This is a genomic window from Vibrio sp. 10N.286.52.F8 (assembly GCF_041468745.1).
GTDB lineage: Bacteria > Pseudomonadota > Gammaproteobacteria > Enterobacterales > Vibrionaceae > Vibrio > Vibrio crassostreae_C.
Genome location: NZ_JBFRJF010000003.1, coordinates 175,039 through 193,983, shown reverse-complemented (window position 1 = coordinate 193,983; position 18,945 = coordinate 175,039). Strand labels below are relative to the sequence as shown.

Genomic DNA, 18,945 nt, shown 5'->3' with positions numbered 1-18,945 from the left:
TGGGTAAATAAAATAGGAGCGAATGTTATTTTTAGTAACAAAATTACAAATGTTATAATTAGCGCTCTCAAGTTCAACATAATTCGTAAACATTAAAAAAAAACGTATTTTTGGTGATCAAAAACACAAAAAGGGAGCTTTTGCTCCCTTTTATTTGTTTAGTTAGTTTTTTATCGCAAAAAAAGTTTTCGGTAATTTTTGGTTGTTTGTTCAGCAACCTCTTTCATTGACAGCCCTTTCAGCTGCGCGATATAAGCCGCCACTTCGACTACATATGCAGGCTGATTCTGTTTACCTCGATATGGAATCGGAGCCAAGTATGGCGAATCCGTCTCGATCAGCAACCTGTCTAGGGGTAGGTTTTTCACAACATCTTTAAGTTCTGTGGCTTGTTTAAAGGTCACAATACCTGAGATCGAGATATAAAAACCTAACTCCATTGCCGCTTCGGCGAACGCTTGATCTTCAGTAAAGCAATGAATCACACCACCGCACTTCTCTGCTCCACCATCGCGTAAAATAGCTAACGTATCTTCACGCGCGTTACGCGTGTGGATGATCAAAGGTTTATTAAGCTCAACAGCCAACTCAACGTGCTGCTTGAACCTGATCTGTTGTAGTTCTGCCGTCTCTGGTTGGTAGTGATAATCTAAACCTGTCTCTCCAATCGCCACAACCTTAGGGTTGCTCGCGTATTCACGCATTGTCTCTAGGCTGAAATCACTTTCAACATCGAGAGGGTGAACGCCACAAGAGGCTTTAACGTTATCAAACGGCGAGATCATCTCGAGCATATTTTCAAACGAATCGAGTGTCACACCGACAGAAAGCAATTGGTCTACATTAGCAGCCTTCGCCTTGTTAACCACATCTTCTACGCTGGTGTGTAAATCTTGGTAATCCAGTTTGTCTAAATGACAGTGGGAATCTACGAACATGTTTCCTCGCAAGTGGCTATCAGCCAATTCATTATGAGTAGCTCCGTATTGAGCCCAGGGTGTTGCTTTAACTGCTCAATCAATGTCAGCAGTTTATTCGATGCTGCATAAGCACTTTGATAAGACATCGCCTCACACAGTGCTTTCGCACTCGGAGTGAAAGCCTGATTCGCCAAACCAAAATGCAGCTTCTGTACATCTGACAATAGATGCCAAAGCCAGCCAAGTTGAATCAAAGGGTCTTTGCTAAGCTCTGTAGAGAACTTTAGCATGTCAGGTTGAGTGCCTTTTATCACATTCACAAAGCCATCGAGCGCTTTTGTTGAAGCTTCAACGCCACCTTGCTCAAACATCGCTTTTGCTTTTAAAGGCGCGTTGTCATTGAGTGCTAAAATATACTGCGGTACCGCTTTGCCCACTTCACCATCTAACCACGCTGATGCTGTCTCTAACTGCGGACTAACCACATTGAATTGCTGACAACGGCTAATAATAGTCGGCATTAAGCGATTACTGTTACGAGTAGACAGAATGAAGATGCACTTGCTTGATGGCTCTTCCAGAGTTTTCAATAGTGCGTTGGAAGCCGATTCGTTCATTGCTTCAGCAGGGTTAAGCAAAATAACGCGCAAACCACCTAACTGAGAAGACTCTTGAGCCCAGCGGTTACTGGCACGCACTTGATCAACCGTGATCGACTTACCTTCTTTCTCGGGTGAGATCACATGAAAATCAGGATGACTGCCCGACTTCATTAACTCACAGCTGTGGCAAAACCCGCACGACTCGCTTTCATAGTTCGTGCACATCAATGCGTCGGTAAGTTGGCTAATCAAAGCATCAACGCCGAGCCCTTCCGGTGCATTAACAATCACAGAGTTAGGAAAACGCTCCGCATCGAGACTTTTTTTCCACTCACTCCATACCGGTGTGAGCCAAGAATACACTTCAGCCATGACTACCTACTGTTTGTCGAGCCAAGCAGTTAGCGCGAGTTTAATATCAGCGGCTACTTGCTCAATTTCTTGCTGCGCGTTAATCACAAGTACAGAATCATCTTGTTCTGCAATTTCTAGATAGCGCTCACGCGTGCGGTCGAAAAATGAGATGTCCATCTTTTCAATTCTATCAAGCTCACCACGGCCTCTAGCACGCTCTAGCCCTACTCTAGGGTCTAGGTCCAAATATAGCGTTAGATCGGGTTTAAAGCCGCCTAGCGTGGTTGCTTTCAGTGATTCCATAGTCGTGCGCGCGATCTGGCGACCACCACCTTGGTATGCCTGTGAAGACATATCATGACGATCACCCAATACCCATTGACCATTGGCGAGTGCCGGCTTGATGACGTTCTCGACTAATTGAACACGTGCTGCATACATCAACAGCAATTCAGTCATGTCTTGAAGCTTCTCGCCTTCGTGCTCTTCTTTAACCAATGAACGCATCTTTTCAGCTAAGACAGTACCACCCGGCTCGCGAGTATTAACAATATCTTCAACACCCGATGCTTTTAATGTCTCAACGATGGCATTGATTGCTGTGCTTTTGCCAGCGCCTTCAAGGCCTTCAACCACGATAAATTTCGACTGATTCATAATTATTTCTTTATCTGTTTTTTCTTAATTGCTTTAAGTAAGCTCGCACTGCACGGTTATGCTCAGTCAAACTCTTTGAAAATACGTGCCCACCTGTTCCACTCGCAACGAAATACAAGTAGTTGCTCTTCTCTGGATTCAACGCCGCGTTGATAGACGCTTTGCCTGCCATAGCGATAGGTGTCGGTGGCAAGCCACTCATTGTATAGGTGTTGTAAGGCGTTGGCGTGCGTAAGTCTTTCTTACGGATGTTGCCATCGTAGCTGTCACCCATGCCATAGATAACCGTTGGGTCAGTTTGCAAACGCATACGCTTGTTTAGACGGTTAACAAACACAGAAGAAACACGCTCACGTTCTGACGCAACAGCGGTCTCTTTCTCAATGATAGATGCAAGAATTAACGCTTCGTATGGCGATTTAAGAGGCAGCTTATCCGCTCGATTTTCCCACTCTTCATTCACCACGCTCATTAGGTCTCGATGCGCGCGCTTCAACAAATCTAAATCAGTGGTGCCGTAGGTGTAGTGATACGTTTCTGCTAAGAAGAGACCTTCTAGCTTTTCGTTTTCAATACCCAACTTTTCAGCGATCTCTTTTTCAGAAACGCCATCCAATGTCTGTTGAATGAATTCGTTGTCTTTTAGCTGAACAAGCCATTCGTCAAAACGACTGCCTTCAACAAAGGTAATAGTAAACTGGTGTTCTTTCCCTTCTACAAGCACCTGTAGCGCTTGCTCTAAGGTTAAACCCGGTTCAAGCAGGAAAGTACCCGCTTTTACGTCTACAAGCTCAGGATGTAACTTACGGATTAATTTCTCGTAAGGAGAAGCCTCAAACAGCCCCTCGTTAATCAACTGGGCTAGAACGCGGTTAAAGCTGCTACCTGAAGCAACAGTCACGACTTGTGGTTTTTCTAATTGAATAACTTGTTTCAGGTTATCTTGCGCTTGGTTGTAAACATAAAAACCAGCAGCACCGGCTGCAATTAAGCACAAGATAATAAAAATAAATAACTTTTTGATCACGAGTTTAGTTGTCCTTGAAGGCTACGAGTAACGGTTCCAATGTTAAATTGGGTATCACTAATACGGGTAACTGGGGCAACCCCTAAAATGGAGTTTGTCATGAAAACCTCATCAGCTTGCATGAGTTGAGATAAGCAGTAGTCACTAATTGTAACGGAAAGTTCAGCCTGATTCAGCGCGGTTAACACTTGCTTACGCATAACCCCCGCGACACCACTTTGAGTGAGTTGAGGTGTGTATATCGACTGACCTTTGCGCCAGAACAGATTGGCCATGGTGGTTTCAATCACATTGCCCGATATATCAAGAACCACACCATCCACTTCATTAGCTTGATCCATTTCATCTTTCATCAAAATCTGCTCAAGGCGATTATTGTGCTTATGGCCAGCCAGTAGTGGGCTCAAACCTAGCGCTTGATGGCAGATACCGAGTTCAACACCGGAGTCTTGCCACGCTGAATAATGGCTTGGGTAATCAAAGGTACTGATGGTGATTGTCGGCTTGGCGATATTCTTGGTACTGTAGCCACGCCCACCCGCTCCACGACTAACGTGCAGCTTGATCCCTGCTTTTTGATTATGAGGCTTGTTGGCGTTATGGAGCTTCTTTGAACCATCAAGGCTCTTTGTGCCATGAAGAGCGTTATGTTGGATGTGTTGAAGCGCAGTATCGAGCCAAAGACTAACAACATCCCAATCAAGAGCAGAAATGCGTAGTGCTTTAAGGCACTCGTCGACACGGTGCTGATGATCGTGAAGATGTTGTATCTCACCATCACTCACGAGCATTGTCGTAAAACAGCCGTCTCCGTACTGAAACGAGCGATCCAAAATATCGATAGTTTGCTGGCTTTCTCCATCAACCCAAAACATGTTTTTCCCCATAAAAAGAAACGGCTCAATGCTAAAGCATCAAGCCGTTTAAAAACAAGTCTAATTGTGACTATCTACGAGTGTTTACGTCTTTAATAAGATGATTAAATCTTTTTGAAGATCAAACAGCCGTTTGTACCACCGAAACCGAATGAGTTACATGCAGCATATTCCATGTTGCTAACTTCACGCGCAGTGTGAGGTACTAAGTCAATATCTAAGCCTTCTTCAGGATCATCTAGGTTGATTGTTGGTGGAACAATTTGGTCAACCAGAGACATAGCCGTGATGATAGCTTCAGCAGAACCAGCAGCACCTAGAAGGTGGCCTGTCATTGATTTCGTAGAAGAAACCAATACTTGCTTGCTGCCTGCTTCGCCAAGAGCACGCTTGATGCCCTTAACTTCCGCTACGTCACCTGCAGGAGTCGAAGTACCGTGTGCGTTTACATAACCGATTTGTTCACCAGTAATGCCAGCATCACGCATAGCCGCTTCCATTGCTAGTGCGCCACCTGAGCCATCTTCACTTGGAGATGTCATGTGGTAAGCGTCACCCGACATACCGAAGCCAACTAGCTCACAGTAAATCTTAGCGCCACGAGCTTTCGCATGTTCGTACTCTTCAAGAACCATCATACCTGCACCGTCGCCAAGAACGAAGCCATCACGGCCTTTGTCCCATGGACGAGAAGCTTTTTGAGGCTCATCGTTACGAGTAGAAAGTGCTTTAGCCGCACCAAAACCGCCCATACCTAGTGGAGTTGATGCTTTTTCAGCACCACCCGCTAGCATTGCGTCTGCATCGCCGTATGCAATCATACGAGCCGCGTGACCAATGTTATGTAGGCCAGTCGTACATGCAGTAGAAATCGCGATGTTTGGACCGCGTAGGCCACGCATGATAGACATGTGACCAGCAATCATATTCACGATCGTCGACGGTACGAAGAACGGGCTGATCTTACGAGGGCCTTTTTCAGTTAGAGCTTGGTGACCGGCTTCGATCAAACCAAGACCACCAATACCAGAACCGATAGCAACACCCACACGTGGAGCGTTTTCTTCAGTAATAGTTAGGGCTGAATCATCTAAAGCTTGAATACCTGCTGCGACGCCGTACTGGATGAACAAGTCCATCTTACGAGCATCTTTTTTAGTCATATACTCTTCGCAGTTAAAGTCTTTAACTAGACCTGCAAAACGAGTTGAGAAATTGGTTGCATCAAAATGATCGATATTAACGATACCACTTTGACCAGCTAGCAGGGCTTTCCAAGAAGATTCTACAGTGTTGCCTACCGGTGACAACATACCCATGCCAGTGACAACTACACGACGCTTGGACACGATTTTACACTCCGGGGATTGAGGTGATTTAAGATGAGGATAGATGAGTTAGATAAAACACAGGCGGTCGAGGTGACCGCCTGGGAGAGATTATTACTGAGCGCTAGTTACGTAATCGATAGCTGCTTGAACAGTAGTAATTTTCTCAGCTTCTTCATCTGGGATTTCAGTGTCAAATTCTTCTTCTAGAGCCATTACTAGCTCTACTGTGTCTAGAGAATCTGCACCTAGGTCATCAACGAAAGAAGCTTCGTTTTTAACTTCAGCTTCGTCTACACCTAGCTGTTCAACAATGATTTTCTTTACGCGTTCTTCGAGGTTGCTCATTTTTTCTTTTCCTTTACAGAGTTCGCTTTATGCGATGTTTTCCGTAGTTTATTCAATCTATTGAAAGTTGCAAGGTCAACTTTTCTGGTCAAACCACAATTTTCACGATTTTAACCGAAATTACGTATGATCTTGACTTAAATCATGCACAAATGTTGCACATAATTTACACCATGTACATACCGCCATTGACGTGAAGTGTTTCACCTGTGATATAAGCTGCCGCAGGTGACGCCAAAAATACCACAGCTTCAGCGATTTCGCGAGGGTCACCTAGTCGACCTGCTGGTACATTCGCCAAAGTTGCTGCACGTTGGTCATCATTTAGCGCTTTAGTCATGTCAGTTTCGATGAAACCAGGAGCTACAGTGTTCACTGTAACGCCACGAGACGCAACTTCACGAGCCATTGATTTAGTAAAACCAATTACGCCTGCTTTTGCAGCTGCGTAGTTAGCTTGACCAGCGTTACCCATTGTACCTACTACAGAACCAACGTTTACTATACGACCTTGACGCTTCTTCATCATGCCACGCAATACAGCTTTAGACATGCGGAAGATAGGAGTTAGGTTAGTATCGATGATGTCATTCCATTCGTCGTCTTTCATACGCATCAGTAGGTTATCACGAGTGATACCTGCGTTGTTAACTAGAATGTCAATCGCACCGAATTCATCGTTGATGGTTTTCAGTGTAGCAGCAATTGAGTCAGTATCCGTTACATTAAGAGCAAGACCTTTACCGTTCTCACCAAGGTACTCGCTGATTGCAGCTGCGCCGCCTTCAGATGTCGCAGTACCGATAACTTTAGCACCACGCTCAACTAAAAGTTCAGCGATTGCACGACCGATGCCACGGCTTGCGCCTGTAACTAGTGCAACTTTGCCTTCTAAATTCATCATAACTTCTCTATTAAGTGGTTATTTACTTAGCAGCTTCTAGTGATGCAGTATCATTAACTGCAGCAGCTGTCATAGTTTTTACGATTCGTTTTGTTAGACCAGTAAGAACTTTACCAGGGCCTAATTCAAGTAGCTTCTCAACGCCTTGCTCATTCATCGCTTGTACACCTTCAGTCCAACGAACTGGGCTGTATAGCTGACGAACAAGTGCGTCTTTAATTTTTGCAGGGTCTGTTTCAGCAATAACATCAACGTTATTGATAACAGGCAATGCTGGCGTGTTGAACTCTAGAGCTTCTAGAGCCACTGCTAGCTTATCTGCTGCTGGCTTCATCAGTGCACAGTGAGACGGCACAGAAACAGGTAACGGAAGTGCACGCTTAGCGCCCGCTTCTTTACAAAGTGCACCAGCACGCTCTACTGCAGCTTTGTTACCCGCGATAACAACTTGGCCAGGAGAGTTAAAGTTAACTGGAGACACAACTTCGTCTTGCGCAGCTTCTTCACACGCTTTAGCAATCGCTTCATCGTCTAGACCGATGATTGCGTACATTGCACCAACACCTGCAGGAACCGCTTCTTGCATCAGTTGACCACGTAGTTCAACCAGCTTGATCGCTTCTTTAAAGTCGATAACGCCGGCACATACAAGAGCAGAATATTCACCTAGGCTGTGACCTGCTAGATTTACAGGTTGCTCTAGGCCAAGCTCTTGCCATACACGCCAAATTGCAACAGACGCTGTTAATAGAGCCGGTTGAGTGCGAAAAGTTTCATTTAGATTTTCTACAGGACCATCTTGAACCAATGCCCATAGATCGTAACCAAGTGCTTCTGAAGCTTCAGCAAATGTCTTTTTAACAACATCATACTGTTCGCCTAGGTCAGCAAGCATACCGATAGCTTGAGAGCCTTGGCCTGGGAATACGATAGCAAATTTGCTCATTGTAATTTTCCTTTAAGCAAAGCAAAAAATTGAATAAGGCACATAAGTTATGTGCCTTGTTTGTTGATTATCGCTTAGGGTTAGAATTTAACTAACGCAGAACCCCAAGTGAAGCCGCCGCCAAATGCTTCAAGTAGAAGCGTTTGACCACGTTTAATTCGCCCGTCGCGAACAGCCTCATCTAGGGCCGTTGGTACGGTAGCTGCTGACGTGTTGCCGTGCTTATCAAGAGTAATCACTACTTGATCAAGCGACATCGTCAGCTTTTTAGCGGTTGCCGAGATAATACGGTAGTTCGCTTGGTGTGGAACTAACCAATCAAGCTCTGACTTATCCATATTGTTCGCCGCTAAGGTGTCTTTAACTAGCTTAGAAAGCTGAGTTACCGCCACTTTAAATACTTCGTTGCCCGCCATGTGCAGCCATTTGTCTGCATCACCGCCGCGCTCTGGTACTTCTAGGCTTAGAAGCTCACCGTATTTACCATCAGAGTAAATATGAGTAGACAAAATACCTGGCTCTTCGCTTGCGCCTACAACCACCGCGCCTGCTGCATCACCAAATAGGATGATAGTAGAGCGGTCAGTCGGATCACAGGTTTTTGACAGTGCATCAGCACCAATTACCAAAACGTTCTTACACATGCCAGTCTTGATGTGTTGATCAGCAACAGACAGTGCGTAGACAAAACCAGAACACGCTGCAGCCAAATCAAACGCAGGGCAGCCTTTGATACCAAGCTTGCCTTGTACCTGACATGCCGAAGACGGGAATGTGTGGCTACTGCTGGTTGTCGCAACGATGATTAAATCAATCTCTTCTTTGTCGATACCTGCCATTTCAATGGCATTTTCAGCAGCGTAAAACGCCATATCAGCAACGGTTTCGTTTTCCGCTGAAATACGACGCTCTTTAATACCCGTTCTAGCAACGATCCACTCATCGCTAGTCTCTACCATTTTCTCTAAGTCTGCGTTAGTACGCACCTGAGATGGCAAGTAGCTGCCAGTACCTAAAATTTTGCTATACATGAAGACTAATAATGCCTCTCGAGTAAAACCGCTTCCAAACGATCGCTAATGCGGCTGGGGACTTGTCGTTTGACCTCGTGTACTGCTTCACCAATCGCGTTGACGACTGCAGACACATCAGCACTTCCATGACTTTTAATGACAATGCCGCGCAATCCTAACAAACTTGCGCCGTTATACTGGTCGGGGTTCAAGGTTTTTAATTCAGTAAATAGCTCAGAAAACAGCATTCTGGCTATCCAACCCTTTATTGTTGAAGCCATCATGCGCGTTTTTAGCTTATCAATAAAGAGCTGAGCCGTACCTTCGCACGTTTTTAAGCAGACATTGCCCACAAAACCATCACATACGACGACATCAGCAGCATCTTGAAGTAATTGATTACCTTCAATATAGCCTATGAAGTTCACAGACTGGGTATTAGACAACATTTCAGCGCATCGTTTTACAAGGTCATTGCCTTTAATTTCTTCTGCACCGATATTCAAGATAGCGACACGTGGTGCGCGACCTAAATGTTGTTCTGCTAATGCACTGCCCATGACAGCAAACTGAAAGAGTGAATCTGCGTCACTAGAAACGTTCGCCCCTAAATCAAGCATCCATGTGCGATTTCCGGATGCAGTAGGCAAAGCTGAAACCAATGCAGGCCTATCAATACCGGGAAGAAGCTTGAGTCTGAAACGGGATAAAGCCATCAGTGCGCCAGTGTTACCACCACTCACACAAGCATCAGCCTGTGATTCGGCAACCAGATCGATAGCGGCACGCATAGAGCTACCCTGACTATTACGTAAGGCTAGTGAAGGTTTTTCAGAATTGGAAATGACTCGATCACAATGCTGGATACTCAAACGAGAATCAGGCATTCGACCTAATGAAGATAATTGAGATGTGATCGCGTTTCGATCACCTATTAGAATGACTTTTAGCTCTGGGAAATACGACAGTGCCTGCACGGCGGCAGGCACTGTTACACGAGGACCGAAGTCCCCGCCCATTGCATCAAGCGCAACGGTTAGATTTTGCAAAGGTCAACCTTACTTGTTGATAACCTTTTTGCCGCGGTAGAAACCTTCGGCAGTCACGTTGTGACGTAGGTGAGTTTCACCTGAAGTTGCGTCTACAGAAAGTGCAGCTGTAGTTAGCGCATCGTGTGAACGACGCATGCCACGCATTGAACGTGATTTCTTGCTCTTTTGTACGGCCATTGACCCTACTCCTATGTAAATTCTTAAAGAAGCAATTACTTCTTTAAGCTTTTTAAAACATCAAATGGATTCGGCTTTTTGTCTTCCTCAATTTCTTCAGGAAGTTCACCAAACACCAAGTTATTTGAGTTAACGCTACATTTCGCATCGTCGTGCATTGCTATTTGTGGCAATCCAAGGATGAACTCGTCTTCAACTAATTGAATCAGGTCTAACTCACCGTACTCGTTCAGATCTACCAAATCGTACTCTTCCGGTGCTTCCTCTTCACTTTTCTCACTGTAAACAGGAGTATAAGTAAATTGGACATCGCACTCATGTGCGAAAACCTCATTACAACGTTGACACTCTAAATCGACTTCGACGTTAGCTTTACCAGAGATAACGACTAATCGTTGTTCATCAAGCCCAAATGACATTGAGACTTGCGCGTCACGTTTTACGCCTTCAGTTGCTTCAGTTAAACGCTTCAAAAGACTGACCTGGATGATACCATCCATATCGAGTCGTTTTTGAGCCGTTCTTGCCGGATCAACTGTACGCGGTATTTTTTCCTTTTGCATAGGGCGCGAATCTTATCTTCCAAATCGTGTTTAGTCAAAGGAAATGGCAAAAAAAATGTACTTTCCTGCCTTTCCTATTCAGAGCATTATGAATAGCAGGACAAGTTACGTTATCCTGAGATAAATGCTTCCTTGAATTGTAAATTAAAATGAGAAATTACCAACTAGTTTTAGCCTCTACATCACCATTTAGGCAAGAGATCCTCAAAAAACTACAGTTAAGCTTCATTACAGCCAAGCCAGACTGCGATGAAACGCCGCTTCCAGAAGAGACACCACAACAGTTAGTGATGCGTCTTGCTGAGACCAAAGCTAAGTCTTGTGTTGTGGAGCAACCTAGCTTAGTCATCGGTTCTGATCAGGTTTGTGTGATTGATGGAGAGATCATAGGTAAGCCTCACGCTCGAGAAAAAGCGATCGAGCAGTTATCTCGTCAAAGCGGCAAGAGCATTACTTTTTATACTGGGCTTTCGGTTTGGAACAACGAAACCAATGAAGCTGACACACGTCTCGACACCTTTGTAGTGCATTTCCGCGATTTAACTAAGCAACAGATCATTAGTTATGTTGAAAAAGAGCAGCCTTATTACTGCGCAGGTAGCTTTATGTGTGAAGGGTTAGGCATCGCGTTGTTTAAACAGATGGAAGGGAAAGACCCAAATACTTTGATCGGCTTACCGCTGATCGATCTAGTCGATATGTTAGAAGCGCAAGGAATGGGTGTACTATAACGGATACGCTCTCTTTGTTAGAGATTCCCTACTCCTTCCTTCGTCAGTCTAGGGAATGGCGGAACACGCAATTTTATCTAACCAACTAATGATATAGAGCGTGATTTTAAAAAGTCGTCATCCTCAAGAGCGAGGAACGAGCGACTTGGGGATCTTCTACAACAGATGAAAACAAAAAAGGTTGACGATATTCGTCAACCTTTCTCATTTATGGATACTGAAGAACAAATTTAGAGGCACTCTATACCTTCGTATCTCGTATCTTCTTAAAGCTTACGTAAACCAGTTAGGGCTTTCTCTAGCCTTCTTTCCATTGGCGCCGAGATATCCATCTTCTCTTCACTACCTGGGTGTGTGAACTTGATGTTTGCTGCATGTAGGAACAGACGATCAAGACCAACCTTACCCGTGTAAGCGTCAAAACGACGATCACCGTAGCGATCATCCCAAGCAATTGGGTGACCAGTATACTGAGCGTGCACACGAATTTGGTGTGTTCGGCCTGTAATTGGGCTTGCTTGAATCAACGTCGCCTCTTGGAATTTTTCTAAAACCTTAAAACGGGTTTCAGAAGCTTTACCATTCGGGTTAACTCGAACAATGCTGTTCACTTCATTTTTCAACAAAGGTGCGTTGACGACTTTGCAGCTGTTCTTCCATTCGCCCATAACTAAAGCGAAGTAGTATTTTTGAACCGTTTTTTCACGGAACTGTGCTTGAAGGTGTCTTAGCGCCGAGCGCTTCTTAGCAACAAGCAAAATGCCAGACGTATCTCTATCGATACGGTGCACTAATTCAAGAAAACGAGCATCAGGGCGAAGAGCACGTAATGCTTCAATCGCGCCAAATTTTAATCCGCTACCACCATGAACAGCAGTGCCAGACGGTTTGTTAAGAATTAGCATGTGATCATCTTCATAAATGATGCACTGTTCTAATTCTGAAACCTTGTTGAGTTTCGTGCTCGGCACGTTCTCTTCTGTTTTCTCTTCAATAGTAACCGGAGGGATACGAACTAAATCGCCAGCTTTTAGTTTGTACTCAGCCTTGATGCGTTTTTTATTTACGCGGACTTCGCCTTTACGCACGATTCGGTAAATCATGCTTTTCGGGATGTTTTTTAATTGGTTGCGTAAGAAGTTATCAATACGCTGACCAGCCATATCTTCGTCAATGTCGACGAATTGGACTTGGGTTCTAATTTCGCTCATTGCGCTATTATATCACTGTCACTTTTGATAATTGAGATTTTCTTAGCCCTATTCCGAACTTATTTATCCCTAATCCTTACCGATCTATCCCAAAATGGTCATTGAAGTTCTATATTTCTTTGATTCTTCGAACAAAAAAGCATCAAGATTCCTGCAAATTAAAATATCAATTGATAAATTATTTATAGACAGTGAGTTAGAGCTATCAAAACCCAAACAAAAACTGTTTTTTTTACAGCATTCCGACAAAGCAGATTGCTGTGTTTACCGACCGCTGCTATAGTTCACAGCTGCTATCAATGGTTTGACTATTATTTAAACAGCTAACCATTCATAAGCAAGTAAATGAGTAGATAACTCAGATTAGACAGTGCTGCAATCGGCGTAAGACACGGTCAACTGAGTTCCTTATCGCTCTACTCACGTACACTCATGTTGAGTATTCACCGCCACATCGCGGATCATAGGCTAAATCCCTATGATGACTGACGTGCCCCAGAGCATCCCTCTCCAGCCGGGAGGCTGCACCGATAAAGCCATGGGATCTGGCACCATGAGAAACGAAATAAAGCGATAAGAACAATGATGAAAATAAGAAAAGACAATGAGAACTTCTAAATGAAAAGAATGTTAATTAACGCAACTCAAAAAGAAGAGTTGCGTGTCGCTTTGGTTGATGGCCAACGACTGTTCGATCTAGATATCGAAAGTCCAGGTCACGAGTCAAAGAAAGCGAATATCTACAAAGGACGTATTACCCGTATTGAACCAAGCCTAGAAGCGGCATTCGTTGATTACGGCGCAGAACGTCACGGTTTCCTCCCTCTTAAAGAAATTGCCCGCGAATACTTCCCTGAAGGTTATACATACCAAGGCCGTCCTAGCATTAAAGAAGTGCTAAAAGAAGGCCAAGAAGTAATCGTACAAGTAGAGAAAGAAGAACGTGGTAGCAAAGGTGCTGCACTGACAACTTTCATCTCTTTGGCTGGTAGTTACTTAGTTCTTATGCCTAATAACCCTCGTGCTGGCGGTATTTCTCGTCGTATCGAAGGTGATGAACGCACTCAACTGAAAGCAGCATTAAGCACTCTTGAGCTTCCTCAAGGTATGGGCTTAATCGTGCGTACAGCGGGTGTTGGCAAAAGCGCAGAAGAGCTAGAGTGGGACCTGAATGTTCTATTGAACCATTGGGGCGCTATCAAGCAAGCTTCTGATTCAAATGCAGCTCCTTTCCTAATTCACCAAGAGAGTAACGTTATTGTTCGCGCAATTCGTGACTACCTACGTCGTGATATTGGCGAGATTCTAATCGACAGCAATACTATTTTTGAACGTGCACAAGCGCACATTCAATTAATACGCCCAGATTTCATGAATCGCGTTAAGAAATACGATGGTGAAGTGCCACTATTCAGCCATTACCAGATTGAAAGCCAGATCGAATCTGCTTTCCAACGTGAAGTTCGTCTTCCATCTGGTGGTTCTATCGTAATCGACCCAACAGAAGCACTGACTTCTATCGATATCAACTCTGCTCGTGCAACAAAGGGCGGCGATATTGAAGAAACAGCACTTAACACTAACCTAGAAGCTGCCGATGAAATTGCACGTCAATTACGTCTACGTGACCTAGGTGGTCTTGTTGTAATCGACTTTATCGATATGACCCCGGTTCGCCACCAACGCGAAGTAGAAAGCCGTCTACGTGATGCCGTTCGTTTAGATCGCGCACGTGTTCAGATTGGTCGTATTTCTCGCTTTGGTCTTCTAGAGATGTCTCGTCAACGTTTGAGCCCATCACTAGCAGAAGCAAGCCACCACATTTGTCCTCGTTGTACAGGTACTGGTGTTGTTCGTGATAACGAATCTCTAGCACTTTCTGTTCTACGTTTGATTGAAGAAGAAGCTCTAAAAGACAACACAGCACAAGTACTTGCTGTTGTGCCTGTTCCAATCGCTTCTTACCTTCTGAACGAAAAACGTCGCTCAGTAAACCACATCGAGAAGAACCAAGAAGTTAAGATCACTGTTGTTCCTAACTCAGACATGGAAACGCCGCATTTTGAGGTTATCCGTGTTCGTGAAGGTGAAGAGTTCGATCTACTATCTTACTTGCTGCCTAACAAGCTAGAAGCTCTAAAAGAAGCGGAAAGCAAAGAGCCTGCTGAACAGACTATTCGTCCTAAGAAGATCGAAGAACCTGCTCTGAAAGGCTTCGCAGCTCCTGCTCAATCAGCACCAACTCCTGCTCCAGCACCTAAAGCTGTAGAAGAGAAGAAAGCTGAACCAGCAGCGACTCAAGAACCAGGCCTAATTGGTCGTTTCTTCAAAGCTATCGGTAGCTTCTTATTTGGCTCTTCAACTCAAGAAGAGAAAAAAGAAGAAGAGAAGAAAGAAGAAGAAAAACCTAAAAACAATCGTAACAACGGCAACCGTCAACGCCGTGATCGTAACGATAACCGTCGTCGTAACCAACGTGGTGAGCGTGGCGAACAGCGTAACGACCGTGGTGAACGTGGTGACAATCGTAACGAAAACCGTGACAACAAACGCCGCCGTAAGCCAGCTCGTGATGAGAAGCCTGAAGAGCAAAAAGAAGCAGCTCCACAGCAAACTCGTCAGCCTCGCAAGCCTAAGCAAGACCGTCGCAACAAGCCACGTGATGAGCAGAAGCAACGCGAAGAGCAAGCACCATCTAAATTAGCAGAAGAAGGTCTACAGCTAGCAGCAGAAGCACAAGCTGGTAAACCGGAAGCGCCTAAGGCTAAACCTGAAGCGAAAGCAGCTAAGATTAAAGAGCGTCGTCAGCGTCGTAAACTGAACAAGCAAGTTCGTGTTAAAGACCAACAAGCTCAAGCTGAAGATAACGCTTCAAAAGAGCAGGTTGCTGCTAAAGAACTATCTGTTTCAAAAGAACAGTCAGTAGCTCAAGAGCAAAAAGTTGCGGAACAAGTAGAAGCAACTCAAGCGAATGCAGAGCAAACTGAACAGGAAGAGCCGAAACAACGTCGTAACCGTCGTTCTCCACGTCACCTACGTGCAAGTGGTCAACGTCGTCGTCGCGGTCGTGATCGTCGCCCTAACCCATTCCGCCTACGTAAAGGTGGTGTAGCTTCTCCAGAGATGGCTATGGGTAAAGTGATGCCTCGCTTCATTCCAAAACCTCACCACAAGCAGGCAAAGCCTGAAGTGGCTGAAGTTCAAGTAGCAGCTGAAGCTCAAACATCTGTTCAAGAGCAGAATGTTGCTCTAGAGACGGCACCACAAAGCAACGTATCAATGACTGGCGGCTTCGCATGTCCAGAGCTTGCAATGGGTAAAGTTATCATCCGTCGTGAAGATGCTGCTGTTGAAGCTCAAGTAGCTGAGACTCCTGCTGTAGTTGAAGCTCCTGCAGTCGTTGAAGAAGCACCAGTGGTTGTTGAAACCGCGAAAGTTGAAGCTCCAGTGATTGCAGAAGCGACGAAAGTTGAAGCGCCTGTTGTAGCAGAAGCTGTGCAAGCAGAAGCAACACCAGTTGTTGAAGCTGAAGCGCCTAAAACTGAAAGTGCAAAAGTTGAAGAAGCACCTGTTGTTAAAGCAGAAGCTCCTAAAGCGGCACCAAAGGCAGCTGTTGCTAAGAAGCAAGCCGGTTCACCAATGACTAAAGCTCCTGGTCCTCAAGAGATCAAAGAGATTGAAGTGATTGCAGCTCCGTTCCGCACTGAACGTTTTGTATCGAAAGGTGCAGGCAGTCAGGCAGCGTCGAACAAAGCTGGCGCGGCGATGACTAAGCCAAACTACTAGTGATTACTGATAGGTAATCGCGAGTAAATAGAATCAAAGGCTGCTTATTAAAGCAGCCTTTTTCATATCTACTAATCGAATAAAAATTAACAGATATATTACTCAAAGTTAGGTTCAACCTTGAACTTAATCACATTTTTGGGTAGCATTCGCGCACTTATCTTTTCGACACTTCGCTATTGCCGCTCTTTTCCATCACTGTTTGGCTACGCAATACACCCGTGTCGGTAAATCCATCTTAAGCATAGCTGAGCAAACATGTTCGAATTCCCACAATTTTCAAAGCACTCTGTAAAGAATGACGTGCTTTCAGGTCTTACAGTAGCCCTGGCTCTGGTACCTGAAGCTGTAGCATTCGCCTTTGTTGCTGGCGTTGACCCAATGGTTGGTCTTTATGCAGCATTCATCGTAGGTTTAATCACTTCTGTCTTTGGCGGCCGTCCAGGTATGATTTCTGGCGCAACCGGCGCAATGGCCGTTGTAATGGTGAGCCTAGTGGCAACCCATGGTGTTCAATACCTATTCGCAGCCGTTATGCTGGCTGGCCTTCTGCAAATTGCAGCAGGTGTATTTAAACTAGGTAAATTTATCCGTATCGTTCCACACCCAGTAATGATTGGTTTCGTGAACGGTTTGGCCATTGTTATCTTCCTAGCTCAGCTTGGTCAATTTAAAGCGCCAGACGTAACAGGTGCGTTGACTTGGCTACCAAGCGGTCAAATGACACTAATGCTAGGTCTAGTAGCCCTTACAATGGCTATCATCCACTTCCTACCTAAGCTAACAACAGCTGTACCATCTTCATTGGTTGCTATTGTTACAGTAACGGCTTTGGTTGTGGGTCTTGACCTTGAAACTCGCACTGTTGTCGACTTCCTGCGTACAATGTCTGGTGACGAAGCTGCTACGCTAGCGGGCTCTCTACCAACATTCTCTATTCCTGCTGTTCCGTTTTCTTTAGATACACTACAGATCATCCTGCCTTACGCAATTATCCTTGCGGCTATCGGCCTGATTGAATCTCTGCTGACACTGACAGTACTAGACGAAATGACAAACACTCGTGGTCAATCTAACCGTGAATGTGTTGGTCAAGGTATGGCTAACGTAACGTGTTCTGTATTCGGTGCGATGGGTGGTTGTGCGATGATCGGTCAATCGATGATCAACGTAAACTCAGGTGGTCGTGGTCGTCTTTCAGGTATCGTCGCCGCAGTTGCACTACTGATGTTCATCCTGTTCGGTTCTGCACTGATTGAAATGATTCCTCTAGCAGCACTTGTGGGCGTAATGTTCATGGTTGTTATCGGCACATTTGAATGGGCAACCTTCAAGCTTGCGCGTCGCGTTCCTAAACAAGACTTCTTCGTTATCGTTCTTGTTACCGTAGTAACAGTACTGACTGATCTTGCTGTGGCAGTAGGTGTTGGTGTTGTCGCTTCTGCGCTAATGTTTGCTTGGCAACATGCTAAACACATCTACGCAGATACATCAGTAAACGCTGAAGGCTCAAAAGAGTACAAAGTTAACGGCCCAATCTTCTTTGGTTCAACGGCTAACTTCCTAGAGTTGTTTGACGCATACAACGATCCACAAGATGTAATCGTTGATTTCGCAAACTCACGCGTGACTGACCACTCTGCAATTGAAGCGATCGACACGATTGCTGACCGTTACGCGGCGCTAGGTAAAACACTTCACCTTCGCCACCTAAGCCAAGACTGTGTTGCTATGCTGCACAAAGCAGGTAGCTTAGTTGAAGCGAACGTTGCAGAAGACCCAATCTACAAAGTAATGTCTAAGTAATCTTAGCTGTAGCTTTAAGTTAGATTTAGAGAGGCCGACATTCAATGTCGGCCTTTTATACCTATCGGTCAGCCCTTACGCTGATAACAAAACGACGTACATTGTTCCTACACTACATCGAACGCAGTATCGCTTCGCTAGACTCTTCGATTAAATCCAACACCAATTCAAAACCATTTCCCTCACCATAATACGGATCGGGGATCTCTTGATATTGTGACTCTCCAAAGCTCAAAAATAATGCGAGCTTGTATTGGAGGTGAACTGGGCATTGGCTCATTAAGTCGTCTAAATTCGCCCTATCGGCCGCGAGTATCAGGTCAAATTCTTCGAAGTCATTATCTACCACTTTACGAGAAGTAATCCCCTTAAAGCCGTAGCCTCGCTTCTCTCCTGCAGATTTGGATCGCGAGTCTGGCGGGTTGCCTTGATGAAAACCAATCGTCCCCGCAGAGTCGACCACAACATCAATATCCAGCTGTTGCGCTTTCTTCCTTAGCACCGCTTCACCTGTTGGCGAGCGGCAAATATTCCCCATACAAACTACGAGTATCTTTTTCATCCCTAATCACCTGTTCTTCCGATGGTTTTTGCTATCGTTAAGTTAGGCTATGATAGACGCAATCACAACTTAAAAGGATTTGT

Annotated in this window: 18 protein-coding genes; 3 read left to right on the top strand and 15 right to left on the bottom strand. The window is 44.9% G+C overall.

The genetic code is table 11. The features are described from left to right. Positions 1-170: 170 nt before the first annotated feature. From AB4133_RS01195 to yceD, 13 genes are all read right to left on the bottom strand, one after another. Complete coding sequence (locus AB4133_RS01195) at positions 171-938, bottom strand: TatD family hydrolase (protein WP_136978354.1); 768 nt, start codon at positions 936-938, stop codon at positions 171-173. Next, complete coding sequence (locus AB4133_RS01190) at positions 929-1,894, bottom strand: DNA polymerase III subunit delta' (protein ID WP_017062147.1); 966 nt, start codon at positions 1,892-1,894, stop codon at positions 929-931. Before AB4133_RS01190 ends, AB4133_RS01195 begins: the two co-directional genes overlap by 10 nt. Before the next feature lie 6 nt (positions 1,895-1,900). After that, the gene (gene tmk, locus AB4133_RS01185) at positions 1,901-2,533 is read right to left on the bottom strand and encodes a dTMP kinase (protein ID WP_372223800.1); all 633 of its coding nucleotides are present in this window, start codon (positions 2,531-2,533) and stop codon (positions 1,901-1,903) included. A 10-nt stretch (positions 2,534-2,543) separates the two neighbouring features. Further along, positions 2,544-3,560 (bottom strand): endolytic transglycosylase MltG, encoded by a 1,017-nt coding sequence (mltG, locus tag AB4133_RS01180; protein WP_017062149.1) that lies wholly within the window; start codon positions 3,558-3,560, stop codon positions 2,544-2,546. Continuing rightward, the gene (gene pabC, locus AB4133_RS01175) at positions 3,557-4,435 is read right to left on the bottom strand and encodes an aminodeoxychorismate lyase (RefSeq protein WP_065583975.1); all 879 of its coding nucleotides are present in this window, start codon (positions 4,433-4,435) and stop codon (positions 3,557-3,559) included. Before pabC ends, mltG begins: the two co-directional genes overlap by 4 nt. Before the next feature lie 104 nt (positions 4,436-4,539). Continuing rightward, a complete protein-coding gene (gene fabF, locus AB4133_RS01170) occupies positions 4,540-5,784 on the bottom strand; it encodes a beta-ketoacyl-ACP synthase II (RefSeq protein ID WP_010437291.1) in 1,245 nt (414 codons plus the stop codon). A gap of 93 nt (positions 5,785-5,877) precedes the next feature. Further along, positions 5,878-6,111, bottom strand: coding sequence for an acyl carrier protein (acpP, locus tag AB4133_RS01165; RefSeq protein ID WP_004737381.1), 234 nt, complete (start codon positions 6,109-6,111; stop codon positions 5,878-5,880). Between the two features lie 166 nt (positions 6,112-6,277). Continuing rightward, positions 6,278-7,012, bottom strand: a complete 735-nt coding sequence (fabG, locus tag AB4133_RS01160) for a 3-oxoacyl-ACP reductase FabG (protein WP_029235138.1) — start codon at positions 7,010-7,012, stop codon at positions 6,278-6,280. A gap of 25 nt (positions 7,013-7,037) precedes the next feature. Then, on the bottom strand, positions 7,038-7,961 hold the full coding sequence (gene fabD, locus AB4133_RS01155; RefSeq protein WP_017063479.1) for an ACP S-malonyltransferase: 924 nt from the start codon (positions 7,959-7,961) through the stop codon (positions 7,038-7,040). An 80-nt stretch (positions 7,962-8,041) separates the two neighbouring features. Continuing rightward, complete coding sequence (locus tag AB4133_RS01150; RefSeq protein ID WP_017054985.1) at positions 8,042-8,992, bottom strand: beta-ketoacyl-ACP synthase III; 951 nt, start codon at positions 8,990-8,992, stop codon at positions 8,042-8,044. 5 nt (positions 8,993-8,997) lie between these two features. Beyond that, a complete protein-coding gene (plsX, locus tag AB4133_RS01145; protein ID WP_017062152.1) occupies positions 8,998-10,023 on the bottom strand; it encodes a phosphate acyltransferase PlsX in 1,026 nt (341 codons plus the stop codon). Positions 10,024-10,032: 9 nt separating this feature from the next. Continuing rightward, positions 10,033-10,203, bottom strand: coding sequence for a 50S ribosomal protein L32 (gene rpmF, locus AB4133_RS01140; protein ID WP_004737376.1), 171 nt, complete (start codon positions 10,201-10,203; stop codon positions 10,033-10,035). Positions 10,204-10,238: 35 nt separating this feature from the next. Beyond that, positions 10,239-10,766, bottom strand: a complete 528-nt coding sequence (gene yceD, locus AB4133_RS01135; protein WP_017062153.1) for a 23S rRNA accumulation protein YceD — start codon at positions 10,764-10,766, stop codon at positions 10,239-10,241. A 149-nt stretch (positions 10,767-10,915) separates the two neighbouring features. On the opposite strand from yceD, the gene AB4133_RS01130 reads away from it, so the two are divergent. After that, on the top strand, positions 10,916-11,497 hold the full coding sequence (locus AB4133_RS01130; protein WP_372223798.1) for a nucleoside triphosphate pyrophosphatase: 582 nt from the start codon (positions 10,916-10,918) through the stop codon (positions 11,495-11,497). A gap of 266 nt (positions 11,498-11,763) precedes the next feature. Here AB4133_RS01130 and rluC read toward each other — a convergent pair whose 3' ends face one another. Next, positions 11,764-12,708: a 23S rRNA pseudouridine(955/2504/2580) synthase RluC gene (gene rluC, locus AB4133_RS01125; RefSeq protein ID WP_017054981.1), complete on the bottom strand. Its 945-nt coding sequence runs from the start codon at positions 12,706-12,708 to the stop codon at positions 11,764-11,766. Positions 12,709-13,326: 618 nt separating this feature from the next. On the opposite strand from rluC, the gene rne reads away from it, so the two are divergent. Together rne and AB4133_RS01115 are read left to right on the top strand one after the other, a co-directional pair. After that, entirely contained in the window at positions 13,327-16,494 is a 3,168-nt protein-coding gene (gene rne / locus AB4133_RS01120) for a ribonuclease E (RefSeq protein WP_372223797.1), read from the top strand. A 258-nt stretch (positions 16,495-16,752) separates the two neighbouring features. Then, positions 16,753-18,300: a SulP family inorganic anion transporter gene (locus AB4133_RS01115; protein ID WP_017062156.1), complete on the top strand. Its 1,548-nt coding sequence runs from the start codon at positions 16,753-16,755 to the stop codon at positions 18,298-18,300. Between the two features lie 112 nt (positions 18,301-18,412). Here the strand turns inward: AB4133_RS01115 and AB4133_RS01110 are convergent, their stop codons facing one another. Beyond that, complete coding sequence (locus AB4133_RS01110; protein ID WP_017062157.1) at positions 18,413-18,862, bottom strand: low molecular weight protein-tyrosine-phosphatase; 450 nt, start codon at positions 18,860-18,862, stop codon at positions 18,413-18,415. Positions 18,863-18,945: the final 83 nt, after the last annotated feature.